Origin of the sequence: Paenibacillus lautus NBRC 15380 (genome assembly GCF_004000945.1) — a bacterium.
In the GTDB taxonomy this organism is placed as follows: domain Bacteria; phylum Bacillota; class Bacilli; order Paenibacillales; family Paenibacillaceae; genus Paenibacillus_AQ; species Paenibacillus_AQ lautus.
Genome location: NZ_BIMF01000022.1, coordinates 77,597 through 103,598, shown reverse-complemented (window position 1 = coordinate 103,598; position 26,002 = coordinate 77,597). Strand labels below are relative to the sequence as shown.

The following is a 26,002-nucleotide window of genomic DNA, read 5'->3' as shown; positions in this document are numbered from 1 at the left end:
GCGAAAAGCCTAATTCACAAGGATGTGAAATCCATATTTCAAGGAGGAATAATCAATGATTATTAACCACAATCTTAACGCGATGAACTCTCACCGCAACCTGTCCTTCAACAACATTCAACAAGGTAAGTCCAGCGAGAAATTGTCTTCCGGTTTCCGCATTAACCGTGCTGCTGACGACGCTGCAGGTCTTTCGATTTCTGAAAAGATGCGCGCGCAAATCAAAGGCATGAATCAAGGTATGCGTAATACGCAAGACGGTATTTCGATGGTTCAAGCGGCTGAGGGTGCGATGAACGAAGTTTCCGACATGTTGACCCGTATGAAGGAACTTGCGACGCAAGCGTCCAACGGAACGTATAGCGCCGATGATATCGCATCTATTCAACTCGAGTACCAAGCATTGGGCGATGAGATCAGCCGCAATGCGACGAACTTCTCGTTCAACGGAATTACGCTGCTTGACGGATCTGCTGGTAATGTTACAATTCAAAGCGCTGGCAGTGACGCAGATGCAATCGTTCTTGATTTGTCTGGTATTGACCTTACTGCCCTTCAATTCGGTGCCATTACTGACCAAGCGTCTGGTGCAACTGAACGTGGAGTAGTAGATGCTGCGATCACAGCAGTTAACACAGCTCGTTCCACACTGGGGGCTTACCAGAACCGTCTGGAGCATGCATTCAACAACACAAGCGTTAATGCCGAGAACCTGCAAGCTGCAGAATCGCGTGTTCGTGATACGGATATGGCTGCAGAGATGATGAAGTATACGAAATTCAACATCCTGCAACAAGCTTCCACGGCAATGCTGGCACAAGCGAATCAAGCACCGCAAGGCGTACTGCAGTTGCTTCGTTAAGATTCTGCTTGATACCGGAAGAGGTCCACGAGATTTGTGGACCTCTTTTTCTGTAAGAGGCTGAACATAAATAGAACAGATATATTTATGTAAATCTAAATTTTATAGTATGTTCATTCGATATATAGAGTTAGAGGTCAATTCAATAAACAAGAGGGGGGTATCCATATGCCAATACGCCTTAGCGGAATAGCTTCAGGACTAGACACCGATTCAATGATTAAAGAGCTCATGAAGGCTGAACGAATCCCTGTTAACAAACTATTACAGAAGAAGCAGACGATGGAGTGGAAGGTCGAGAAGTATACCAGCTTCAATTTACAGTTCTCTACCTTGCGCGAATCGGTATCTTCTTTGCGGTTTTCTGGTGGATGGAATAAATCTGACGGAAATGGCAACACGGTACGTTTAAGTACGGATGAGATCATTGCCAAGGCCAAAGACTTTGTAAGCAAATATAACGACACGATTTCATCCATTAGCGGGGCATTGACAGAAAAAGTGAACCGTGATTATCAACCGCTCACTTCCGAAGAGAAGGCGGCGTTAAGCGAAACGGATATTAAAAACTGGGAAACCAAAGCAAAGAGCGGGATCCTGCGTAAAGATGATGTTTTGAAAAGTGCGTTAAGTGATTTGAAAGGTTTGACTTCGGCGGTAGTATCGGGAGTTGATCCTGAATTTGATACATTGAGTGAGATCGGAATTACAACGCCTAAATACATTGTTGGTGCATCATCAGAAACGAATAGCAAGCTAATCCTAGACGAGAACAAACTGCGCGAAGCGGTAGAGAAGAATCCGGAAGCGGTTATTTCTCTGTTCTCGGCACAAGGTACTGATCCTCAAGGAAAAGGGATATTTCAACGTGCATATGATGCAATGAACACAGCGGTCGCCTCTGTTACGAGGAAGATAAGCGGTGGTAATGTAACTAGCATGGGATTGATTTCTCAAATGAACAAAATTGATAACCAAGTCGAGCGTAAAAACGAACAACTTAATAAACGTGAAGATCGCTATTATCTAATGTTCGCTGCAATGGAAAAGGCGATATCGCAAAGCAATGCTCAGTCTAGTTGGTTATCACAACAATTTGCATAAAAGGAAGGCTGTGAGGGAATGGAGATAACAACTCATGCGCAGCCAGTTCAGTCATCAAAGATAAAAGAAACTGTTCCAATTGTTCGTGTTAGTGGAGAATATCAAGAGTTGAAGTCAAAGAGCAAGAATTCCATATTATCGGTTAGTGAGCAAGCCCTCGTTAATGCGATTGACAAAGCAAACCGGGCAGCTCAAGGTACCGAACACTCGTTTCAATTCAAAGTGCATGAAAGTACGAATCAAGTAATTGTCCAAATTTTGGACAAGAACAAAGAGGTCATTCACGAAATACCTTCTGAGAAGTTTATCGATCTTGTTGAGAAATTGAAGGAGCTTTCAGTTGGGGCAATCATTGACGAAAAAAGGTGAGAAAAATTAACTTACAGGCACAATACAACTATCTGCATACGAAAATTCAAACTTCGTCGCCGGGTCAACTCACATTAATGCTCTATACCGGTTGTATAAAGTATTTAAAGTTGGCTGTTCAGAGTATAGAGATTCATGATATGGAAGGGAAGCACTTGAATTTCGTGAAAGCGCAAAACATTATAGATGAACTTCAATCGACTCTAAACATGGAGTATGAAATATCGAAGCAGTTGTACAGCTTATACACCTATATCAATGAGAAACTATTCGAAGCAAATGTCAAGCTTGACGTTAAATCGGCAGAGGATTGCATCCAACTTCTTACCGAGCTTCGAGATACTTGGGCTGAAGCCCTGAAATTAATTTCGAATGGCGAGCAGGTGGGAGTTCAATGAAATCGAGCGCCGCGGAGAATTTGTTGTTGGAATTAAGGGACATAACTCGAGCGATAAGCGATTTGGATCTAGAGAATGAAGCGGACTATGAATCGCTTCATTCTCTTCAATATGATCAAGCCCAACTAAGAGAGCAGATCGATCAGTTGTCTCAAATGAATGGCTTCTCATATACGGAGTCGGATAGGAGCATTCTACTGGAATGCATTGAATTAGAGAAGACGAATAATGAAGCCTTCGCGCAGAAACGACAGGCAGCGAGAATGGAACTAAACCGAATAAATGAGAGTCGAAAGTCTAAAGGTGCCTATCTTGGCGAATATACGCAGCATGTAGGGTACTTTATCGATAGTCAGCAATAAGTAAACATCGAACCGTTTGCTATTACTTTTTTAATAGAGGAGAAAAGCCTATGAAGAAGTTTAAACAATGCTTCACGATCATCTTCGCTGTGTGGTTCGCGTTATATGGATTAATCGCCGCTCCGCAACAAGGGGAGGCTGCGATCAATGATTATGTAACGGTTACCAAATCAGCAAATCCAACAAAAATCACAACACAAGAGGAAACGGAAATTGCGCTCAACATTACAGGAACTCCGCCTGCTAATGTGGTCATGCCTAATGACGTTGTACTTATTATTGACAAATCGGGCAGTATGGCCCCAACGTATGGCCCTAATAATGGGGAAGACAAAATGACGAATGCTAAAGAAGCGGCAAAAGGGTTCGTCGATCTAATGGATATGACTAAACATAGAGTAGCGGTTGTTGATTTCTCCTCCTCCGCAAGTTCATTTCCATTCACGGTGGATAAAGATGCAGCGAAGTCCTACATTAATACAATTAATTCTGGCGGAGGAACCGCTACAGGGAATGCAATCGATGCAGCGGTCGCATTGCTGGCTGACCACCGTACAGAAGCTCAGCCGGTAATTGTACTGATGACGGATGGAGCGGCGACAGAATCGCCGAAGAACACTGATCCGTTTGATTACGCGCTTCAGAGGGCACAAGCTGCAAAGGATGCAGGGGTTATATTCTATACAATTGCTCTTCTGAATCCTAACGAAGATCCTATTACTAGTGCTCCGAACGTCCTTATGAAAAATATGGCTACAACTGCAACTCATCATCACTTTGTTCTTGGTTCAAATGGACTTAACCAAATTTATGCAGCTATCGTTAAAGAAATTGGCATGGCGAGCGCTTATGATGTTACTGTGACAGATATAGTTGGTAACGATTTTGAGATTGTACCTGGATCCTTCGAGGATAATATTCCTAAACCTACGGTGACAGGCAACACATTGACATGGAAATTCAATGAATTGAAAAATAGCGCATTAACATTCAAGTACAAAATTCGTCCAGTCGATAAAATGAAAGCGGGCACTTTCCCGGCTTCGTTGAATGCCTCAAGCATTACTTACAAAGATTATGCTGGAGCTAACCGGACGAAGAGCATTCCAAGCGTTAATGTTACGGTTAAACTGCCAGCACCAGTAATAACCGCTGTAACAGAACCTTTCGGACATCCGAACGGCGGTGAGACAGTTACCATTACAGGTCAAAATTTCGTGTCTGGAGCAACAGTGAAATTTGGCTCTACTGCAGCTACAAATGTAGCTTTTGTCAGCAGCACTGAAATTACGGCAACCGTGCCTGCAGGGAAGCAAGGGATGGTAGATGTAAGTGTAACAAACCCAGATAATCAAGTTGCGAAAGCGCAATATCAATATAAGACTGATCCGATTATTACTTCTATAATTCCCGCTAATGGACCGCTTGTAGGTGGAACGATCGTTTCGATTAAGGGACAGTATTTCATGAGTGGCCTGACTGTGAAATTTGGCGATAAAACGGCTCCACTCTTCTATTACTATGGATCCGATCAAATTTCTGTCAAATCCCCGATTGGCGCAGAGGCAGGTCCAGTTGACGTTACGCTTACGAATCCGGATGGAACTACCGTTACTGTGACAGGAGGGTTTACCTATGATGCTCCTCCATCAACAGATCCGGAAATCGTTTCGATTTCACCTGACAATGGTGTGGTAACAGGTGGAAATACGATTTATGTGAACGGTAAAAACTTTAAAAGCGGTATGAAAGTTGTTATTGGTTCAAAAGATGCATCAACCTCGTATGTATCGGCAACTCAATTGAGGGTGACTGTTCCGGCAGGCGATGCAGCAGGAACAGTAGATGTTTCCGTTCGTACTGCTGAAGGAGCAGTGTACACAAAATCACAAAGCTATACTTATAACGCAATTGTTTATCCGACACCTACGATCACATCAGTAACACCGAATACGGGTTTGATAACAGGCGGGAATACGGTATATGTTAACGGCACCAATTTCGTAAATGGCGTAACTAAAGTTACGTTTGGTACAAATGACGTCAATGCGACTTATGTGAACTCAACAACCCTCCGCCTAACTGTACCAGCTGTTACAATGGCAGGTAAAGTTGATGTTATAGTATCGAATAATGATCAATCTGCGTTGTTACAAGAAGGATATGAATATACGATGCCAATCATCTCTGACCCTAATATTACAGCTGTAACCCCAAATCAGGGATCCATCAAAGGTGGATACATTGCGTATATCGACGGTGAAAATTTTAGTGGTGGCGCAACTGTAACCCTCGGTGGAACAAATGCTAGTGTAACATATATTAATTCGGGCCAGCTTAAAATAGTTGTCCCAGCAACAGCAACGACAGGAGTTGTTGATGTTACTGTTACGAATAAGGATGGCGGAACGGAAACATTGGCAGGCGGATTTGAGTACTTACCAATCTTGCCGGAGATCACTAGCATTTCTCCTGCAAGTGCAAGCCGTGCAGGCGGGGCGACAATCTATGTTAACGGCAACAATTTCGATACATCCGCTGCCGTAAGTATTAATGGTGTCAATGCAACCACTGCTTATGTAAACTCAACTAGTTTAAGAGTGACAGTGCCGGCTAGCTCAACGGTGGGACAAGTGCCATTAGTTGTGAGCTTGTCGAGTGGGCAATCAGCTACCTTTGCATTTACTTATACTGATCTTCCGGCCGCAGCTGCTCCAGTTATTACCAGTCTTTCTTCTGTAACAGGCAAAGCAGGCAACGTCGTATACATTTATGGAACAAACTTTAAGAATAAACCAAAAGTGTATTTCGGATCTGTAGAAGCGACTACTGTCGTATACACAAGTTCGACTACAATCCGAGTTACAGTTCCAACCGGCAACACAGGTGAAGTTTTAGTGAGGGTTGTAAATCCAGATACGCTCGAGAGCAATACAGTCACTTACACTTATAATTAATAACGTACAACACAAGAAGATCGGGTTGAGGTAAATACCTCAACCCGATCTTCTTTGTTCGGTGGTACTATAAATTCTTTGCTGGTTGTATCAAGAATGGAAGATTAATAAAGTTAGGAAAAGCTTCGAGATAACGTTTAAGAAACTGTTCATATTGGTTTTTGGAACAATAGTTAAAAACCCAGCCAATTATAGATGAATCTTCTTCATGATCAAACGCAGTATTTACGAACAAATAGCCATCATCAGAATTATTACTGATAAAATACCATTGTCCTATATTAACCATACCTTTCGTAGATAATGCCTCATTATCCAATAGAATCGCATACAATTCAACTGCTGGTTCATAGTAGCCATATTCGTACATTAGATTAGCAAGTATATTAATTGTATCTGCGGTTGCCATCGACTGAAGCCAGTGAAAATAAATGTCGTTATATGAATATCTTAATAAAATGAAAAGTGTCTTAGCAAGCAACTCAGATGCGGCATCCGTTAATTGAGGAGGAATATCCGGACTTGCTAGAAGAGCATTGTGATGGGTCCAAAGCTCTAGTGCAGAATCCCGGTATTCAGTAATAGCTGTTAAATATTGTGGATCATTATATAGAACGGCGGCCATTAAGGCTATAGAAGCATCTAACTTCATATCAATCGTAAGTTTGAACGGTTTTTCTTCATGTTGTAGTAAATGATAGGTCAAAGCATCATTAGGAGAAACATCTATTACCAGTTTCTTATGATAATATGAACTTAGCGATCGAGAGCCGGTTCGTAGTGCAACGAGAAATAAGGCGGCGTATTCAATGGCTGTAGGATTAGGATAAACCGTTTGAAACAACCGGATAATGGCTTCTTCGTCTTGCTCAGCCTGGATAAGCAGCTCCCATACTTGTTGCAGAACCGTATAGTTTTTAGGCTGAATTTGAAGCAATTGGACACCGTATCGAACAGCGTCCGTCTTGTTTCCTAATTGAACATGCAAATTGAACAACATTTGCAGCGGAACTGTAGAACCGTAGGAAGGTTGAACATTCCAATAGGGACGATTTTGACGGACCGCCATTTCGGCGAGGGCTAAAGCTTGTTCGAAATTATTGATAGCTTGTTGAAACATCCCGAATTGTTCGTAAAGAATACCAAGATGGCAATAATAATCGGAAATTTCGGGGTATTCTGTCATTGCCTGTAGAATGAGATGGTATGCCTCGACATAATTATTTAATTTTATTTCAGTGGAAATTAAGTTATCTAGCAGATGGACATACCATGAATGACTAGGAGCGCTCGAAGCAATACTTGTTCGATAAAGCTGGATGGCTCTTTCCAGTTGATTGTCGCTCGTACAGGCATTTCCCAATATAAAACAAAAGTAAGGGTCGCGAAGTTTTTCTTCTGTCTTCATAGACTCTAGAATGGACAGGTTGCGCTCTGTCTTGTTGTGACTCTCGACTCGTATTTCTGTGTATCCGTCGTGAAAGATCGGATAAGGGAGATTATTAAATGTAATTTTACGGTGATCCGAGGTGACTTGCTCGTGAATAGGGTTGCTGAAGTATATCCCTTTTTGATTCTCGAATATTCGAGCCCCTTGCGAGATCATTACTCTGGAGGGATCAACGGTTTGTCCGGTAAAATTATGGATAGGCAGCATGAATGACTTAAGAGAATCTTTGTCAGTGGGAGTTGCCCGCAGGTCGGTTATTAATCCCTCGATATCGGATGAGTTCATGTATTCATCTGCATCTAGTACCAATATCCATTTTCCGGTGGCATAACGTAATGATTCATTTCTGGCGGCAGAAAAATCGTTGATCCATTCAAAGTCATAGACATGGTTAGTATACCTTCGAGCGACTGTCTTTGTATTATCAACGGAACCGGTATCAATAATGATGATCTCATCGACAAGTCCTTGTACGCTATCTAAACAGCGTGAAATCACCTTTTCCTCGTCTTTTACGATCATGCACAATGAAATCAAATTCTCCATATATCCTCCTGTTGAGCTATAATTCTATGGTCTATACTCTAAATATTCTTTTCGAGGAGGTCATTTCCTCCCAGTTTCATTAAGTAGACGCGTTCCACGATTTTAAGGTGGAACATAAGCAAGTATTCTCAACAAACTAATGCAGCATTAAACTGAATCCCGGATTGCACAAGTTCCGAAAATCCTAGAACCGATTTACCTGCGGAAAGGATTGTAGCGGATGAGACGTAGATATAGTCAGCGTCTCATCCACTCTCACCTGCTTTTCATGATATCTTGATTATACAGCAAAAAAGGTACAGACTCTTCAATTTCCTTGAAGAATGTTCCTTTTTCCAGGAGACGGATTTTTCAGTGGCAGGTGATGGTCGGATGGCGCAGATTTATTGGCAATTAGATGTTTCACCCCCCTCCTGCTGGGTAAATATCGATAAAGCATATTTCTGCAGTGCCCGCCAACTCAGGCCTGAAGCCAAGTCGACATTTTTCCGGTTTTTTTGCAAAAGAAAACCTTTTCCTTGGTAATTGACACTGGATAAGTCGGGTGCTATAGTCGGAAATGTGGACAATTAGTGTCACACTTTATTTGACAATGAAGGGAATGTTAGTGCATGCAAGGTAAAGTGAAATGGTTCAACGCAGAGAAAGGTTATGGCTTCATCGAGACTGAGGACGGCGGCGACGTATTCGTACATTTCTCCGCGATCCAATCCGAGGGCTTCAAGACTCTGGAAGAAGGACAATCCGTAGAATTCGAGATCGTTGAAGGCGCTCGTGGCCCGCAAGCAGCTAACGTAATCAAATTATAATCATCCCGGCACAGCCGACCTACATAAACGGTATAGATGGTTAACAATTCGAGATTCGCTAGCCCAAGACTCCGGAACTTCCGGGGTCTTTTTTTTGTATCCGACCTCCGATAAATATTGTGCTAAAATTCACAATTCTGACTTTTTACATAGCCTTAACAAAATGCTATAATGAAGGTGCAAAGGAGGAGTGCCCAATGCAATTCACTATCCGAGGTCAACAAATTGAAGTGACCGATGCTTTGAAGGACTATGTTGACAAGAAACTCAGCAGGCTAGATAAGTATTTTGATGCACCCCCCACCTCCGAAGGATATGTCACCCTGAATGTCATTCGAGGATTGCACACAGTGGAAGTGACCATTCCGCTCACAGGTGTGGTACTGCGTGCGGAAGACCGAAGCGATGATATGTACGCTTCCATTGACGCTGTTGTGGACAAGTTGGAACGTCAGATTCGCAAGCACAAAACCAAGCTGAACCGTAAGATCAAGCAAGAGGGCGGATTGAAGACGCTCATTGCGGCGAACGGAGCAGCAACCAGTCAGATGGAGGCAGAGCAAGTCGAGTATGACGAGGACAATTACGAAGTTGTCCGTACGAAACGTTTTACCATGAAGCCAATGGACGTGGAAGAAGCGATCCTGCAGATGAACATGGTAGGCCATAATTTCTTTGTATTTTCCAACATTGACACACAAGAAGTAAATGTCGTTTACAAGCGCGATGACGGCAAGTACGGATTGATCGAGCGGGACTAAGCTTTAGCGATATTCCAAGCGGAATGCAGAAGCAGCTGGACCTGATTCGAATTTTAAAACGGTAAATGAAATTGAAATGTAAGATGAGCCTTCATCCGTGTAAGCGGGTGGGGCTCTTTATTTGGATATATACGTTTTCGATGCGGTAGGCATCGTAAAGACGGTGGTATTTGATGGTAAACCCATCGGAGTATGCTGAATAGTGCAACCACTGTTTTAGATGAGATGGCTCATAGGGGGCTTCGGTGCCGTTTCTTAAACAGCTTCAGGTACAACGTCTTAAGGACTTCCTTTATAAGAGGATTAGCGTTCGGTTTAGTCATGATTGAACCATAGTTCCGGGGCAGAGTCTTTGTTATTTTCGGACAATGGGAGATGAATATTTCACACCCATTTAGATGTAGAGTTTCATTCACGAAATGAATATACTTCCATGGTTGAGAGCTGGGTAAATGCTCCACGCAACTTTTTTGAGCCTTCCCGCGTCTCATAGAGTAGGGCTTCACGTAACAGACATCTCTTGTGATAACACATATTGTTGCGGCATCCCTTACAAACTGTTACAATTTATGCAAACCCTCATTTTATGGGACGGGCTTTTTAGCCTGCATGAAATGGGACCATCATAAGGAATCAATGAATCGATTTCATCATTTAACCCTTTGGCATTTAATGAAGTTGATTCTATCACTTGTTTTGCACGAAAGGGGTTAACCATGCTAGGACTTGTCAAAAAGATTTTCGGCGACACCAACGAGCGTGATGTCAAACGTCTCATGAAGACGGTCGATGTAATCAACAAAATGGAACCGGATTTTGAGAAGCTCTCCGATGAGCAGCTGAAAGCCAAAACCGAAGAGTTCCGTGCGCGGATCGAGAAAGGTGAGACGCTGGAGGAATTGCTTCCTGAAGCGTTTGCGACAGTTCGTGAAGCTTCCAGACGGACACTCGGCAAGCGTCACTATGACGTGCAGCTGATCGGAGGAATGGCCCTCCACGAAGGCAGAATTGCAGAGATGAAGACCGGTGAAGGTAAGACCCTTGTAGGTACGCTGCCGGTTTACTTAAATGCCCTGCTTGGCAAAGGTGTTCACGTGGTAACCGTCAATGATTATTTGGCACAGCGTGACAGCCAAGAAATGGCGCAAATATATAACTTCCTGGGAATGACGGTCGGGGTTAACCTGAGCGGTATGGAACACCCGGATAAACAGCAGGCGTATGCTTGTGATATTACGTACGGAACGAACAATGAGTTCGGATTTGACTATCTGCGGGACAACATGGTCCTCTACAAAGAGCAGATGGTTCAGCGTCCGCTTTATTTCTGTATCATTGACGAAGTGGACTCCATCCTGGTTGACGAAGCGCGTACGCCGCTCATCATTTCGGGACAAGCTCAGAAATCGACCGAGCTATATTTTGCAGCTGACCGTTTTGTGAAGCGTCTGACTGCGGAAGAGGATTATACGGTAGACATTAAGGTCAAATCCGTGGCCTTAACCGAAAAAGGCGTGGCCCTAGCGGAGCGTTCCTTCGGGATCGACAACCTGTATGACCATAACCACGTAACCTTGAACCACCACATTGTACAAGCGCTGAAAGCGAATGTCATCATGCGCCGCGATGTGGATTATGTCGTTACCGACGATGAAGTGGTCATCGTTGACGAATTCACGGGACGTCTAATGGCTGGACGCCGTTACAGCGACGGTCTCCACCAGGCGATTGAAGCGAAGGAAGGCATCGAGGTTCAGAACGAGAGCATGACCCTTGCAACAATCACCTTCCAGAACTACTTCCGGATGTATCGCAAGCTGGCAGGTATGACCGGTACGGCGAAAACTGAGGAAGAAGAATTCAAGAAGATTTATGGTCTTGAAGTGCTGCAAATTCCTACGAACAAACCGAATCAGCGTATCGACATGCCGGATGTGGTTTACAAGAGCGAAGAGGGCAAGTTTAAGGCGGTTGTAGCTGAGATCGTGGAACGCCATAAGAAGAACCAGCCCATTCTGGTGGGTACGGTTTCCATCGAGAACTCCGAGCGTTTATCGGAAATGCTGAAGCGCAAAGGCGTCCAGCATAAAGTTCTGAATGCGAAGTACCATGCGGAGGAAGCGGAAATCATCTCGCGTGCCGGTCAGCCGGGATCGGTAACGATCGCGACGAATATGGCGGGACGCGGTACGGATATTTTGCTTGGTGAAGGCGTACAGGATATTGGCGGGCTTCACATTATCGGTACTGAACGTCACGAATCGCGCCGGATCGATAACCAGCTGCGTGGACGTGCCGGTCGTCAGGGTGACCCGGGGTCAACTCAGTTCTATCTGTCCCTCGGCGATGAGCTGATGAAGCGTTTTGGTACAGACAACGTGCTGAATATGATGGAGCGTCTTGGATTTGAAGAAGATCAGCCGATCGAGAGCAAAATGATTACCCGTGCGGTTGAATCCGCGCAGAAGCGGGTAGAAGGCAACAACTTCGATATGCGTAAAGTCGTTCTTCAATACGATGACGTCATGAACCAGCAGCGTGAGATCATCTACAAGCAGCGCCGTGAGATCTTGGAGTCCCAAGACATTAAGCAAATCGTTGTAGAGATGATCAAGCCGGTCATTGATCGTGTGGTGCAGGCTCACTGCAGCGATGACATTCCGGAGAACTGGGAACTGCAGGAAGTGGCAGACTACGTGAACAGCAAGCTGCTGGACGAGGGTGCCGTTACCCGCGAAGATCTGTGGGGTAAAGAAGCCGAAGAGCTTACGGAGTATATCTTCGATCGCGTCATGAAGAAGTACGAAGAGCGTGAGCAAGCCATCGGCGAAGAAATGGTACGTGAATTTGAAAAAGTTATCGTCCTGCGTGCGGTGGACAGCAAGTGGATGGATCATATCGATGCAATGGACCAATTGCGTCAAGGTATTCACCTTCGTGCTTACGGCGGTACCGATCCGCTTCGAGAATACCAATTCGAAGGCTTCGAGATGTTTAATGCCATGATCGCGACGATCCAGGAAGAAGTTGCGACGTACATCATGAAGGCCCAAATCGCGACGAATCAGGAGCGTCAAGCCGTTGTGGACGAGAACAAAGTCTCCACGAACAGCAGCAGCGAACCTGCCGAGAAGCGTCCGGTCCAAGTGGCTGAACAGATCGGCCGGAATGATGCATGCCCTTGCGGCAGCGGCAAGAAGTATAAGCACTGCCATGGACAGAACGCTTAAGCGATTCGGCCCATTGGCGATGAATATAATATAAGAAAAGCATCCATCGACGCGCTTTTACAGAAGTCGGACGGCGTTTAGAGGATATTTTTCTTGCGATGATCGAATTTGTTCAGTTTCGCTAAAATCGATGAATTCGATAATCCCTATAAGCCCGTCCAGAATATGGGCGCAAACTTTCCAACTCCCTTAAGAGCGGCAGATGAACCGGGTGATTGTGGTCTATTCCACCGTGATCCGAAATCACTGCTGCGCTTAAGGGAGTTTATCTGAATAAACAGCGAAACATGTTGTGAAGCGATGTGACGTGGATTTTCTCTTAAAATGGAACGTTTTCCATGCTGGAGAGGGTATACTGAAATTATTACGTGTAGATAAGAAAGGACGAGGACTCATGATCGATCCAAGTGTGAAGCAGGACCTGCGTGAAATCAGCAAGAAACTAACCAATCTTAGGGGGTCTCTTTGACTTAGATCTCAAGCAGGAGATGATTGAGAACTTTGAGGAGAAGATGGCAGCCCCGGATTTCTGGGACGACAATGAGAAAGCTCAGGCGCTTATTACCGAGATGAATGCCGTGAAGTCATCCGTGGATCAATATCAGAAGCTGCAGGTGGACTACGATGATGCCGTCGTGATGATCGAGCTGGCGGATGAAGAAGGCGATGACTCCCTTGCAGGAGAAATCGGAGAGACAATCAAGGATCTGGTTGGGCGTGTGGAAGAGTTTGAACTCCAACTGCTGTTGAACCAGCCTTACGATAAAATGAATGCCATCCTTGAGCTGCATCCGGGCGCGGGAGGTACCGAGTCGCAGGACTGGGGCCAAATGCTGCATCGCATGTACACGCGCTGGGCGGAGAAACGCGGCTTTAAGGTGGAGACGCTGGATTATTTGCCTGGGGATGAAGCGGGAATCAAGAGCGTAACGCTGCTCATTAAGGGCTACAATGCATATGGGTATTTGAAGGCTGAAAAAGGGGTGCATCGCCTGGTTCGGATCTCTCCGTTCGATTCTTCGGGCCGTCGCCATACCTCGTTTGTGTCCTGTGACGTCGTTCCTGAGATTAACGATGAGATTGAACTGGACATCCGCACCGAGGACCTGAAGATTGATACGTACCGTGCGAGCGGTGCCGGTGGTCAGCATATCAATACGACGGACTCAGCCGTACGGATCACTCACTTGCCAACGGGTGTGGTCGTAACCTGTCAGAATGAACGGTCCCAGATCAAGAACCGTGAGCGTGCAATGACCATGCTTCGTTCCAAGCTCTATGAGCGCAAGATTGAAGAGCAGCAGAAGGAATTGGCGGAAATCCGCGGCGAGCAATCCGACATCGCATGGGGCAGCCAGATCCGTTCGTATGTATTCCATCCGTACAGCATGGTTAAAGACCATCGTACACAGGTGGAGACCGGTAATATAGGAGCCGTCATGGACGGGGATCTGGATGCTTTTATCGATGGATATTTGCGCAGTCAGATCAAGCAGGAAGTCGAGTAGGACGTTGAGGAGAGATTTGAAGCACTATGGCGCAATCCGCTGGTAATCCATCGATTAACAAAAGAAAAAGAGAACCTCTGATTCCGATTAACGGTCCCCTTCGTCAGACGGTGGACGCCGTTTTTATTATCATCGGCTCCTTTATTATGGCGCTGTCATTTAATTTGTTTTTCTTGCCCAACCACATCGCCTCAGGCGGCGTGTCCGGATTGTCTGTTCTTGCGCAAGCGTGGCTCGGGATTGAACCGGCCTTTACGCAGTGGGCGCTGAATATCCCCTTGTTTGTGCTTGGCTTTTGGCTGCTTGGACGCGATTATGGCATCCGTTCCCTGCTGGGAAGCGTGATTTTGCCGCTGTTCGTCTTTTTGACCAAGGACTGGCCGATTCCAACCTCTAACCCGCTTCTGGCTTCCATCTATGGCGGGATCGGCGTTGGTATCGGGATGGGGCTGGTCTATCGCGGGAGGGGGTCAACCGGTGGATTGACCATCGTGGCCCAGCTCCTGCAAAAATACAGCGGCCTCAGCTTCTCCCTCTGTGTCGTGCTCTTGGATGCGATTGTGATCTCTTCGGCAGCCCTTGTGCTGTCGCTGGAGCAGGCGTTGTACGCACTCATTGGATTGTACGTGACAGGCAAAGTGATTGATGCGATTGAGCTGGGCTTTAGCTTCACGAAGGTAGCTTACATTATATCCGATCATACGGAGCCGATCACCAAGGCGATTCTCGAGGATCTCGATCGTGGACTAACCAAGCTGACCGCAGAGGGAGGCTATACGGGTGAACACCGGACGGTGCTGATGGTTGTCGTCGGACAGAGTGAAATTCCCCGTCTAAAAACGGTGGTACAATCGGTGGACCCGAATGCGTTTGTCATCATTAGCAATGCCCATGAGGTATTGGGTGAAGGCTTTCGCAATATCAAGGCATAACCCAATAGAAGCGGTGTCGAGAGGTTCTCGACACTTGATGAGACGGTGATATATCACCGTCTCTTTTTTTTGTGGATTTATAGAATCGATAAGGTTTCAGCGAAGCTAACCATTCGATAATCGCAAGCAAAACTTTCTCTAAACGCGGTCAGCCATCGGTGAAGTGCGTCGATCGTCATTTTTCCTAATTGGATCGGCTTTTCGGTGGGTCTGATCGATGACCTTGAATTTTCCTTTATTTTTCTAGTAAAGAGCATATAATGGTATCTAATATTGTTCAGGGGGTGGGGGATTGTGGAAATCGAACAGATCTTTGCTAATTTGCCGGTATTGGAAACCGAGCGCCTGCGGCTTCGCAGAATATCGATGCAGGATGCGGAACAAATGTATGCCTATGCCTCTGATGATGAGGTTGCCAAGTACGTAACATGGGAAACCCATCGCTCGATTCAGGACAGTAAAAAATTCATCCAGTTTATACTGGTTCAGTATGCCAAGCATGATATTGCCCCTTGGGGGATCGAGCTGAAGGAGAGCGGGCGTCTGGTCGGGACGGTGGATTTTGTATGGTGGAAGCCCGAACAGCAGAGTGCCGAGATCGGTTATGTACTCGCGCGGGATTGTTGGGGACAAGGGCTCATGACGGAAGCGGCCTCCGCTTTACTGAAACTCGGATTTGGCGAAATGGATCTTGTGCGCATCCAAGCTCGCTGCATAGAAGGGAACATCGGCTCTCAGCGTGTCATGGAGAAGATCGGTATGTCTTATGAGGGAACATTGAGGAAGGGGATCAAGATCAAAGGTCAGCATTGGGACCTCAAACTATATTCCATTCTAAAAGAAGAATTTAAATCCGCTCCTTAGCCATTGGATGAACATGGAATTTACATGCATTTAGGACCAAATTTGAATAATCCATTGTATTTATATGAATACGGTCGTATAATAATACATATTTATGAGACGGATAAAGTCAATGAATACCTATGAATAAAGAGTGTGCTAACGCAGGAGACAAAAAACTCCAAAGAAGATCACCACCAGCTTGACTGCTTCTTGAAGCAAAAATGATATCAAGAAGCACCAGTAGACACGCGTGGTTTTTGATAACCCATCATATGATGAGGATAGCATCAGCGGCAGCGTGATCGCTCGGAAGAAGTTATACGGATGAGCATGGCGTAGAGATGAAGGATGGATGAATGGGACCTTGCATAAGGTCCTTCAACTGTTCCTTGGGGAGAGGGATGAGGATATGACGGACACAAACTCAAACACAGTAAGAGTTGCTATTGTTGGATCTACCGGCTACGGTGGCGTGGAACTGATCCGCTTGCTGCAAGCACACCCGCGCGTTGAGATTACTTCGGTAATCTCTTCATCGACTGCAGGCGTACCGATATCGGACGGTTTTCCGCATTTGACGAATATCATCACACGTAACCTGGATGGCGTTAACCCAGCGGAAATCGCTGAGGTGGCAGACCTGGTGTTCGCGGCTACGCCTTCGGGCGTCAGTGCCAAGCTGGTGCCGGAGCTGCTGGATGCAGGCCTGAAGGTCATAGATCTTTCGGGGGATTTTCGTTTAAAGGACGGGGCTGTTTATGAACAGTGGTATAAACATACGGCTCCGAGTGCGGAACTGTTGGAAAAGGCCGTATACGGTCTATGCGAAGTGTTTGGCGAAGAGGTCCGTGATGTAGATTTCATCTCCAATCCGGGCTGTTATCCGACAGCAACGCTGCTCGGGCTGATTCCGGCAATCAGCGCTGGATGGATTGATGCCTCTTCCCTTATTATCGATGCCAAATCCGGCGTGTCCGGTGCAGGACGGGGAACGAGCCTGACGACGCATTATGCCGAGATCAACGAGAACTTCAAAGCCTATAAGGTGAATAAACACCAGCATATTCCCGAGGTTGAGCAGGTATTGACGCAGGTCGCGGGCGAACCGATCACGGTTACCTTTACGACCCATTTGGTCCCGATGACGCGGGGAATCATGAGCACCATGTATGCCACGCTGAATGGTCCTTACACGGAAGAGGATTTCATCGAACTGTATCGCCAGTATTTCAAGGACCGCCGGTTTGTGAGAATCCGCGACTTGGGCGTGTGGCCTGCGACAAAAGAAGTCAGCGGGTCCAACTACTGCGATATCGGATTTGCGGTGGATGCGCGTACGAACAGAGTGACCATTATATCGGTCATTGATAATGTGGTGAAGGGTGCAGCCGGTCAGGCGATTCAGAACCTGAATTTGATGATGGGATGGGAGGAGAGCCTCGGACTTACGTTTGCGCCGATTTATCCGTAAGCGTCTGGGGATACAGACATGGGAGAGAATATGTTTGCGATTATTGATGGGGGCAGCATCGTAACGCCGCAAGGCTTCAAGGCTGCCGGACTTCACTGTGGACTTAAGAAAACCGACCGTAACGATCTGGGCGTCATTGTATGTGATGTGCCTGCCGTGGCGGCTGCTGTATATACGACGAACCTGTTCCAAGCGGCACCGCTGAAGGTGACGCGTGAAAGCCTGCAGGACGGCAAGCTTCGCGCGATCGTCGTCAACAGCGGCAATGCTAACGCTTGTACGGGTAAGCAGGGTGAGGAGGATGCTTACACGATGCGTGCCAATACGGCTGCGCAATTCGGTCTGGAAGAGAACGAGGTGGCCGTCGCCTCAACCGGAGTCATCGGGGAACTGCTGAAGATGGACCGTGTATCCTCAGGTATCGCCGGCCTGCCTGCAAGGCTCAGCGGCGAAAGCGAAGGGGCTGAAAGCTTCAGCCAAGCGATTTTGACAACCGATCTCGTGAAAAAAGAAGCCTGCGTCACCGTACAAGTTAACGGTACGAAGGTGACCATCGCCGGCACGGCGAAGGGGTCGGGAATGATTCATCCGAACATGGCGACCATGCTCGGATTCATGACAACGGATGCGGTCATTGGTCAGGAAGCGCTGCAGCTGCTGCTGCGCCAAACGACCAACCTGACCTTTAATATGATTACGGTGGATGGCGATACAAGCACCAATGATATGCTGGTTGCAATGGCCAGCGGCCTGGCGGGACACGACACGCTATCGCCGGAGCATCCGGATTGGGATGCATTCGCAGCCGGCTTCCATTATGTATGCCAGCAGCTGGCGAAGGCTATCGCTCGGGACGGAGAGGGAGCTTCCCGCCTGATTGAGGTTCGCGTAGACGGTGCCGAAAGCGACGATGACGCGCAAGCGATCGCCAAGACAATCATTGGCTCCAGCCTGGTGAAATCCGCCGTATTCGGCGCAGATGCCAACTGGGGACGCATTATTGCGGCTGTCGGCCGTGCGGGCCGTCCGGTCAATCCGGAGACGGTCGATATTGCTATCGGTCCGATTTCGGTGCTGGAGCAGTCCAGGCCGGTTGCGTTTGACGAGGATGCGGCTCTGGCTTACCTCCAGGGCGACACCGTGGACATTGACGTGAAGCTGCATACCGGTAATGGGTCGGCTACGGCCTGGGGCTGTGATTTAACCTATGACTATGTCCGCATTAATGCGGCTTATCGTACGTAGATAAATATTCAGTAGGACGGAGGAGACGGATATGAAGAGCACGATCGATCAAAAGGATACGCTGCCGGTTAAAACATCAGGTGCGGATACGTTCGTGATGAAGTGCGGCGGCAGCACGCTCGCTGCGCTTCCTGACAGCTTCTTCGAGGATTTGAAGGATCTGCAGCAAAAGGGAGTTAACCCCGTTATCGTGCATGGCGGCGGACCCGCGATCTCCGGCAATCTGGAGAAACTCGGCATCGAGACCGAATTTGTAAACGGGCTGCGTAAGACAACGGAGGATGTGCTGGACGTCGTGGAGATGGTACTTGCGGGCACCATTAATAAACAGATTGTACGGCGGATTCAAAGCGTAGGCGGCTCTGCTATCGGCTTGTCCGGCTCGGACGGCGGACTGATCGAGGCCAAACCGGTGACGAACCATGCGGAGGTTGGCTGGGTCGGCGATGTGACGTTTGTGAAGTCGTCGATTCTGAGCGGTGTGCTGGAAATGGGCTACATGCCTGTGGTAGCACCGATCGGGGTGGATCCGTCCGGTCAGCGCTACAACATCAATGCCGATACGGCAGCTGGTGCCGTGGCTTCCCATCTGGGGGTACACCGGATGATCGTTGTCACCGACGTGCCCGGGATCATGAAGGGATCGGGCGGCGAGAAGCGGGTGCTTCCAACCGTGACGGTGCAGGAGATCGAGGACATGATCGGAACAGGTGAAATCTACGGCGGCATGATACCGAAGGTCCGAGCGGCCATCAGCTGCATTCACGGCAAAGTGAGCGAGGTTGTCATCGTGGACGGAAGCGAACCAAATGTACTGAGCCGAGTGCTTGGCGGAGAAGTGCTGGGCACGCGCATCGTGCGGATGTAGATTTAGATTCGAGATTGTACAATATAACGGCTTCAACGGAGAAGGTGGAATTGTTCTGGAGAAGCAGCGCGGTCGCCTTTGCCCCCGGATTTTAACCACTGCAACCATTTCAATAAAAAATCTGGGGGCAACAGCGATCGGAAGAACAATCCACATGCGTAGTGATGTCTGGGGTTGTCAGTGTTCAGGATTCATGAATCTGTTTTGTCCAAATGCAAAGGAGTGTGTGAAGGTCATGGGAAAAGAAACAGCAGCCAACGGTATCAAAGCAGCTAATGAAAGCTCATTGTTCCAAACGTACGCCAGATATCCAATCGCCCTGGTCAAAGGGGAAGGCAGCTGGTTATGGGACGCTCAAGGCAACAAATATCTTGATTTTATGGCCGGTCTGGCGGTAACGAATCTCGGCCATGCCCCGGTAAAGGTGAAAGAGAAGCTGAAGGCCCAGCTGGATGAATTGTGGCATGTCTCGAACCTGTTCCACATTCCGGGTCAGGAAAAAGCAGCCGAGCTGCTGACAGCCAACACTTGCGCGGATGCGGTCTTCTTCTGCAACAGCGGGGCGGAAGCGAACGAAGCCGCCATTAAGCTGGCGCGCCGCTACCATCAGAAGGTGAAGGGGACGGGACGGTACGAGGTTATTACGTTTACCCAGTCCTTCCATGGACGGACGCTGGCTACGCTGACGGCAACCGGCCAGGATAAGGTAAAGGAAGGCTTTCTTCCGCTTCCGGCAGGCTTCAAAAGCGTTCCACTGCATGACCTTCCGGCACTAGAAGCGGCCATTAACGACAACACTGCCGCCATCATGATCGAAATGGTGCAGGCGGAAGGCGGCGTCCATCCGGTGGAGCCGGAGTTCCTTCAAGCCGCCACCGGGCTGTGCAAAAAGCACGGACTGCTGCTGATCGTGGACGAGGTGCAGACGGGCATGGGCCGGACCGGGAAGCTGTTTGCGCATGAGCATTACGGCATTGAGCCGGATATCTTTACCGTGGCCAAAGGGCTCGGCTCCGGGTTCCCGGTCGGCGCGATGCTGGGTAAAGCTTACTTGCGCGAAGCCTTCACGGCAGGAAGCCATGCGACAACGTTTGGCGGCACGCCGATTGCGAGCGCCGTCATTCAGGCCACTATCGAAACGATGCTGGAGGACAATGTGCCGCAGCGTGCGGCCGAAGCAGGAGAATATTTGATGACGAAGCTGAATGAGAGCCTGGGCAGTCATCCTTTTGTGAAGGCGATCCGGGGTAAAGGCCTGCTGATCGGCATTGAATGCATCGAACCGGTTGGCGAGCTGGTGCTGAAAGGACAGAGCCGTGGGCTGCTGTTCGTTACGGCAGGACCGAATGTGATCCGGCTGCTTCCGAATCTGTACGTCACAAAACAAGAGATCGACCAGGCGGTATCGATCGTTACGGAACTTATACATGAGCATACGGCGGTTAGCCAAGCATAGAAGAATCGTACAGCAGCTTTTTGGACAATAACAGCATGGTTAAGGAGGACTGAAGAATATGGCCGCTAGCGGACAAGTGAAGGAATTAAGCCTGAAAGGGCGGGATATGATCGAGCTGGACGAATACTCCACGGAAGAGATTCAGTTCTTGCTCGATTCGGCAATCGAGATTAAACGCAAGCAGAAGAACGGCGAAGTCTATCAGCCGCTGAAAGGCAAGACGATCGGATTGATTTTTGAGAAGTCGTCCACGCGGACGCGGGTGTCGTTCGAGGCTGGCATGTTCCAGCTGGGCGGACATGCACTCTTTTTAAGCAAAAACGATATTCAGCTTGGACGCGGCGAGCCGATCAGCGATACGGCACAGGTGATGTCCCGTTATCTGGACGGCCTGATGATTCGTACCTTCGGGCACGACAATGTGGTCAACCTGGCGAAATATGCCTCCATTCCGGTTATCAACGGCCTGAGCGACATGGCGCATCCATGTCAGGTGCTGGCTGATCTGCAGACCGTGCTGGAGCACAAAGGGAAGCTGAAAGGTCTCAAGATGGCCTTTATCGGCGATGGCAACAACATGGCGCATTCGCTCCTGATCGGCGGTGCCAAGATGGGCATGCATGTGGCCGTGGCCAGTCCGAAGGGCTATGAAGCGGATGCCAGCATCGTGAAGCTGAGCGAGGAGATCGCGGCGCAAACCGGCGGCAAAATCACGATCACCGAAGACCCGCTCGAAGCCGCGAAGGATGCCGATGTGATCTATACAGATGTATGGGCAAGCATGGGCTTTGAAGAGGAGCAAGCTCAGCGGGAAGCCGCTTTTGCGGACTACCAGGTGAATGAGGAGCTGGTGAAGGCGGCGAAGCCGGATTACTTGTTCTTGCATTGCCTTCCAGCCCACCGCGGCGAAGAGGTTAGCGAAGGCGTGATCGACGGTGCCAATTCCGTCATTTTTGATCAGGCTGAGAACCGTCTCCATGCCCAGAAGGCTTTGATGGTTGCTTTGATGGCTTAGAGCCATTCATTGTAGAGTGACATTCTCTATGAAAATGCGTCAATGGACGTTTTCTTTAGTATAATGAAGGACAGGGTTGTTAGTAACAAAGAGAGGGAGTTTAACCATGGCAAAACAAAAAATCGTACTGGCGTATTCCGGCGGTCTGGATACGTCCGTCATTCTGAAGTGGCTGAAAGAAACCTACGATGCGGAGATCATTGCCTTCACGGCCGATATCGGCCAGAAGGAAGAGCTGGACGGACTTGAGGAAAAAGCGCTGGCGACCGGCGCCTCCAAAGTATACATCGACGATCTGCGCGACGAATTTGCAAATGATTTCATCTACCCGATGTTTCAGGCGGGTGCCATGTACGAAGGGCAGTACCTGCTCGGCACCAGCATCGCGCGTCCGTTGATCGCGAAACGCATGGTGGATATCGCTCGTGCCGAAGGCGCGACGGCGATTGCGCACGGCGCTACCGGTAAAGGAAACGACCAGGTTCGTTTTGAGCTGGGCGTAGCCGGCTTGGCACCGGACATTGAAGTAATCGCGCCTTGGCGCATCGAGGAGTTCCGCAACTCCTTCCCGGGACGCGCAGAGATGATTGCCTATGCCGAAGCGCATGGCATTCCGGTAACGGCATCCGCTGCCAAATCCTACTCCATGGACCGCAACCTGCTCCATATCAGTTATGAGAGCGGCGTGCTGGAAGATCCTTGGTTCGATGCAAGCGCGGAGGACAGCAAGGATATGTACCTGCTCAGCGTATCCCCTGAGGATGCACCGGATGAAGCTGAATACCTCGAGCTAACGTTTGAGCAAGGGAATGTCGTTGCGCTGAACGGCGAATCGATGAGCCCGCTGCAAGTGATGGAGAAGCTGAACGAGCTGGGCGGCAAGCACGGCATCGGTCGCGTGGATATGGTGGAGAACCGTTTCGTTGGCATGAAGAGCCGCGGTGTCTATGAAACTCCGGGCGGAACCATCCTGTTCACTGCTCATCGCAAAATGGAATCTATTACGATGGACCGTGAAGTGATGAACCTGCGCGATAGTCTGATAACCCGTTACAGCACCTTGGTTTATAACGGTTTCTGGTTTGCGCCAGAGCGTCTGGCACTGCAGGCCCTGGTAACCGAGAGCCAGAAGAACGTATCCGGTACGGTGCGCGTGAAGCTGTACAAGGGTAACGTCATCGGCGCAGGCGTGAAGAGTCCGGTCAGTCTGTACAACCCGGATATCGCTACGATGGAAGCCGATCCGACGCAAGCTTATGATCAGGGCGATGCGACCGGCTTTATCCGCTTGAACGCACTGCGTTTAAAAGTGGCAACCGGCGTGAACCAGAATCAATAAGTTTACAATAATGAACAGGCTGAAGGCCGTTTTCATGCTAGGGAGCTCCGCTGATTCTCGCGTAACCGGGATGAATGGGACTTCTTAAGCGGGAAGCGGCCCTCTGCCTTAAACAGAGAGGGGCAAGTGTTGTGAGCAAGTTATGGGGCGGGCGCTTTACGAAGCAGACCAACGCATTGGTAGAGGAATATACGGCATCCATCGGTTTTGATAAGCAGCTGGCTGAGGAGGATATCCAGGGAAGCCTTGCTCATGTGTCCATGCTGGGTAAATGCGGCATCGTGCCGGCCGAAGATGTGGAGACGATCAAGAATGGTTTGAACAAGGTGCTGGAGCGCATCCGTGAGGGCAGCATCGAGTTCTCCGTTTCGGATGAGGATATTCATATGAACATCGAGAAGAATCTGATTGAGGAAATCGGACCTGTCGGCGGCAAGCTCCACACAGGCCGCAGCCGTAACGACCAGGTAGCTACGGATATGCATCTGTATTTGCGTAACCGTGTGGTGGCGCTGACCGGCATGCTGCATGAGCTGCAATCTGCACTGATCGGGCAAGCCAAAGATAACCTGGACACGATTATTCCGGGATATACGCATTTGCAGCGTGCACAGCCGATTCTGTTCGCGCATCATTTGATGGCTTACGTTTCCATGTTCCAGCGGGACATCGATCGTCTGATCGACAGCTATAAACGCATTAACGTTTTGCCGCTCGGGGCAGGCGCGCTTGCAGGTACAACGTTCCCGATCGACCGCCATTTCGTGGCAGAGCAGCTTGGGTTTGACGGTGTTTACGAGAACAGTCTGGATGCGGTCAGCGACCGCGACTTCATCCTGGAATTCCTCTCGGATGCTTCCATCATCATGATGCACTTGTCCCGTCTGAGCGAGGAGCTGGTGCTCTGGAGCAGCACGGAGTTCAACTTCGTTGAGCTGGACGATGCGTTCTGCACAGGCAGCAGCATTATGCCGCAGAAGAAGAATCCGGATGTACCTGAGCTGGTCCGCGGCAAAACCGGACGGGTATACGGCAACCTGATGGGTCTGCTCACCGTGCTGAAGTCCCTGCCGCTTGCTTATAACAAGGACATGCAGGAAGATAAAGAGGGCATGTTCGATACAGTGGCTACGCTGGAAGGCGCATTACAGCTGTTTGCACCGATGATCGCCACGATGAAGGTCAACAAAGGCCGCATGCGCGAAGCGGTGAACACCGACTTCTCCAATGCAACCGACATCGCGGACTTCCTGGTTGGCAAAGGACTGCCTTTCCGCCAAGCGCATGAAGTGATTGGCAAGACCGTACTGTACTGCATCCAGAACAACAAGTATCTGCTGGATTTGACGCTGGACGAATTCAAGCAGTTCTCGGAGTTGTTCGACGACTCCATTTATGGCGTGCTTCAACCGGAGACGGTGGTCAATGCGCGTAACGTTTACGGCGGTACGGCAACCGAACAAGTGAAGGCGGCCATTGACCGCAGCGTGCAGACCCTTCAGACCACGGAAGAATGGCTGGGTCTCCGCCAAGGGAAAGTTGAGTAACGGCATATTAGGGTAGAAAAAATAGAGGTGGATCGGCAAACGTTACATTTGCTGATCCACCTTTTTTAAGATATCAGAAAGTGTAAACTTCGGAGCATGCCTCTTTTCATTGACTAGACCTTCAACGGAAGCCACTTCAGCACATCCTGAATGCGGGTATCCCAATATCCCCAATCATGATCGCCCGGGCCTTCCAGATAGGTGAGATCGAGGGAGGTTTTTTCGCAGGCTTTGCGGAACGCTTGATTGTCTTCATAGAGGAAGTCTTCCGTTCCGCAGCATTGATACAGCAGCGGCTTAGGCCCCTCCGATCGTTCTACTTCCTGAAGCAGCCACAGCAGGTCGTTGTCGGTGCCGGTAATATCTTGATCTCCGTAGACTAATTGATGTTCAAACAAGGCCTCATTCCTCCGGATATGACCCGCCATATCGAGCGCGCCCGATAAACTGGCGGCCGCAGCAAAGGCTTCCGGACAGCGAAGGGCCAGTTTGAATGCACCGTATCCGCCCATAGATAAGCCGGCTACGAAGTTATCTTCTCTCGCATGGGATAACGGGAAGAAGGAACGGGCAATGGAGGGCAGCTCCTGGCTGATGAAGGTCCAGTATTTGCCGCCGTATTCCATGTCCGTATAGAAGCTGCGGTGAACTTGCGGCATAACGACGGCAATGCCCATCTCAGCCACATAGCGTTCGATGGAGGTTCTGCGCAGCCAGATGGAATCGTCGTCTGACAGGCCGTGCAGCAGGAAGAGCGTCGGATGCAGACCGCTTTTGGCATGATTGGTCATACCGATCTGCGAAGAGGTTTGCTGAGGGAGAATGACGGTCATGGACGTGCTGAGACCGAGTACCTCCGAGTAAAAGTGACATTGCATAAGAGCCATGTTATGTATCCCCTTTCACTTTTGTAAATGTGAGATCGAA

Annotated in this window: 21 protein-coding genes; 19 read left to right on the top strand and 2 right to left on the bottom strand. The window is 48.7% G+C overall.

Translation table 11 applies throughout. The annotated features are described in order from the left end of the window. The first annotated feature begins 55 nt into the window (after positions 1-55). The 6 genes from PLA01S_RS26830 to PLA01S_RS26805 all read left to right on the top strand — a co-directional run bounded on the left by PLA01S_RS26830 (position 56) and on the right by PLA01S_RS26805 (position 6,052). Positions 56-862 carry a flagellin N-terminal helical domain-containing protein gene (locus tag PLA01S_RS26830; protein ID WP_127594813.1) on the top strand — a complete coding sequence of 269 codons (807 nt, stop codon included), beginning with the start codon at positions 56-58 and terminating at the stop codon, positions 860-862. Between the two features lie 168 nt (positions 863-1,030). Next, on the top strand, positions 1,031-1,966 hold the full coding sequence (fliD, locus tag PLA01S_RS26825) for a flagellar filament capping protein FliD (RefSeq protein ID WP_127594812.1): 936 nt from the start codon (positions 1,031-1,033) through the stop codon (positions 1,964-1,966). 18 nt (positions 1,967-1,984) lie between these two features. Continuing rightward, a complete protein-coding gene (locus PLA01S_RS26820) occupies positions 1,985-2,335 on the top strand; it encodes a flagellar protein FlaG (RefSeq protein WP_127594811.1) in 351 nt (116 codons plus the stop codon). Further along, complete coding sequence (gene fliS / locus PLA01S_RS26815) at positions 2,332-2,733, top strand: flagellar export chaperone FliS (protein ID WP_015737714.1); 402 nt, start codon at positions 2,332-2,334, stop codon at positions 2,731-2,733. Before PLA01S_RS26820 ends, fliS begins: the two co-directional genes overlap by 4 nt. Further along, positions 2,730-3,095 carry a hypothetical protein gene (locus tag PLA01S_RS26810; protein ID WP_127594810.1) on the top strand — a complete coding sequence of 122 codons (366 nt, stop codon included), beginning with the start codon at positions 2,730-2,732 and terminating at the stop codon, positions 3,093-3,095. Before fliS ends, PLA01S_RS26810 begins: the two co-directional genes overlap by 4 nt. A gap of 50 nt (positions 3,096-3,145) precedes the next feature. After that, on the top strand, positions 3,146-6,052 hold the full coding sequence (locus tag PLA01S_RS26805) for an IPT/TIG domain-containing protein (RefSeq protein ID WP_127594809.1): 2,907 nt from the start codon (positions 3,146-3,148) through the stop codon (positions 6,050-6,052). 67 nt (positions 6,053-6,119) lie between these two features. On the opposite strand, the gene PLA01S_RS26800 is transcribed toward PLA01S_RS26805, so the two are convergent. Beyond that, positions 6,120-8,048, bottom strand: coding sequence for a tetratricopeptide repeat-containing glycosyltransferase family 2 protein (locus tag PLA01S_RS26800; protein WP_127594808.1), 1,929 nt, complete (start codon positions 8,046-8,048; stop codon positions 6,120-6,122). A gap of 611 nt (positions 8,049-8,659) precedes the next feature. Here PLA01S_RS26800 and PLA01S_RS26795 point away from each other — a divergent pair. From PLA01S_RS26795 to argH, 13 genes are all read left to right on the top strand, one after another. Next, positions 8,660-8,857: a cold shock domain-containing protein gene (locus PLA01S_RS26795; protein ID WP_009594275.1), complete on the top strand. Its 198-nt coding sequence runs from the start codon at positions 8,660-8,662 to the stop codon at positions 8,855-8,857. Between the two features lie 197 nt (positions 8,858-9,054). Continuing rightward, a complete protein-coding gene (gene hpf / locus PLA01S_RS26790; RefSeq protein WP_100540918.1) occupies positions 9,055-9,618 on the top strand; it encodes a ribosome hibernation-promoting factor, HPF/YfiA family in 564 nt (187 codons plus the stop codon). 716 nt (positions 9,619-10,334) lie between these two features. Beyond that, positions 10,335-12,848: a preprotein translocase subunit SecA gene (gene secA / locus PLA01S_RS26785; RefSeq protein ID WP_127594807.1), complete on the top strand. Its 2,514-nt coding sequence runs from the start codon at positions 10,335-10,337 to the stop codon at positions 12,846-12,848. A 394-nt stretch (positions 12,849-13,242) separates the two neighbouring features. Then, a protein-coding gene (gene prfB, locus PLA01S_RS26780) for a peptide chain release factor 2 (RefSeq protein ID WP_127594806.1) occupies positions 13,243-14,356 on the top strand; the annotation gives its coding sequence in 2 pieces (ribosomal slippage) (positions 13,243-13,314 and positions 13,316-14,356; 1,113 coding nt in all). 26 nt (positions 14,357-14,382) lie between these two features. Further along, positions 14,383-15,288 carry a YitT family protein gene (locus tag PLA01S_RS26775; RefSeq protein ID WP_100540915.1) on the top strand — a complete coding sequence of 302 codons (906 nt, stop codon included), beginning with the start codon at positions 14,383-14,385 and terminating at the stop codon, positions 15,286-15,288. A gap of 294 nt (positions 15,289-15,582) precedes the next feature. After that, positions 15,583-16,152: a GNAT family N-acetyltransferase gene (locus tag PLA01S_RS26770; RefSeq protein WP_127594805.1), complete on the top strand. Its 570-nt coding sequence runs from the start codon at positions 15,583-15,585 to the stop codon at positions 16,150-16,152. A 391-nt stretch (positions 16,153-16,543) separates the two neighbouring features. Then, positions 16,544-17,605: an N-acetyl-gamma-glutamyl-phosphate reductase gene (gene argC, locus PLA01S_RS26765; RefSeq protein ID WP_127594804.1), complete on the top strand. Its 1,062-nt coding sequence runs from the start codon at positions 16,544-16,546 to the stop codon at positions 17,603-17,605. 18 nt (positions 17,606-17,623) lie between these two features. Further along, on the top strand, positions 17,624-18,850 hold the full coding sequence (gene argJ, locus PLA01S_RS26760) for a bifunctional glutamate N-acetyltransferase/amino-acid acetyltransferase ArgJ (protein WP_127594803.1): 1,227 nt from the start codon (positions 17,624-17,626) through the stop codon (positions 18,848-18,850). 31 nt (positions 18,851-18,881) lie between these two features. Next, positions 18,882-19,718 carry an acetylglutamate kinase gene (argB, locus tag PLA01S_RS26755; RefSeq protein WP_127594802.1) on the top strand — a complete coding sequence of 279 codons (837 nt, stop codon included), beginning with the start codon at positions 18,882-18,884 and terminating at the stop codon, positions 19,716-19,718. Between the two features lie 235 nt (positions 19,719-19,953). Continuing rightward, complete coding sequence (gene argD, locus PLA01S_RS26750) at positions 19,954-21,174, top strand: acetylornithine transaminase (RefSeq protein WP_127594801.1); 1,221 nt, start codon at positions 19,954-19,956, stop codon at positions 21,172-21,174. A gap of 58 nt (positions 21,175-21,232) precedes the next feature. Beyond that, a complete protein-coding gene (gene argF, locus PLA01S_RS26745) occupies positions 21,233-22,189 on the top strand; it encodes an ornithine carbamoyltransferase (RefSeq protein WP_127594800.1) in 957 nt (318 codons plus the stop codon). Positions 22,190-22,295: 106 nt separating this feature from the next. After that, positions 22,296-23,528, top strand: coding sequence for an argininosuccinate synthase (locus PLA01S_RS26740; RefSeq protein ID WP_127594799.1), 1,233 nt, complete (start codon positions 22,296-22,298; stop codon positions 23,526-23,528). Positions 23,529-23,659: 131 nt separating this feature from the next. Next, the gene (argH, locus tag PLA01S_RS26735) at positions 23,660-25,075 is read left to right on the top strand and encodes an argininosuccinate lyase (RefSeq protein WP_127594798.1); all 1,416 of its coding nucleotides are present in this window, start codon (positions 23,660-23,662) and stop codon (positions 25,073-25,075) included. 113 nt (positions 25,076-25,188) lie between these two features. On the opposite strand, the gene PLA01S_RS26730 is transcribed toward argH, so the two are convergent. Next, a complete protein-coding gene (locus PLA01S_RS26730; protein ID WP_127594797.1) occupies positions 25,189-25,962 on the bottom strand; it encodes an alpha/beta hydrolase in 774 nt (257 codons plus the stop codon). Between the last annotated feature and the right edge of the window lie 40 nt (positions 25,963-26,002).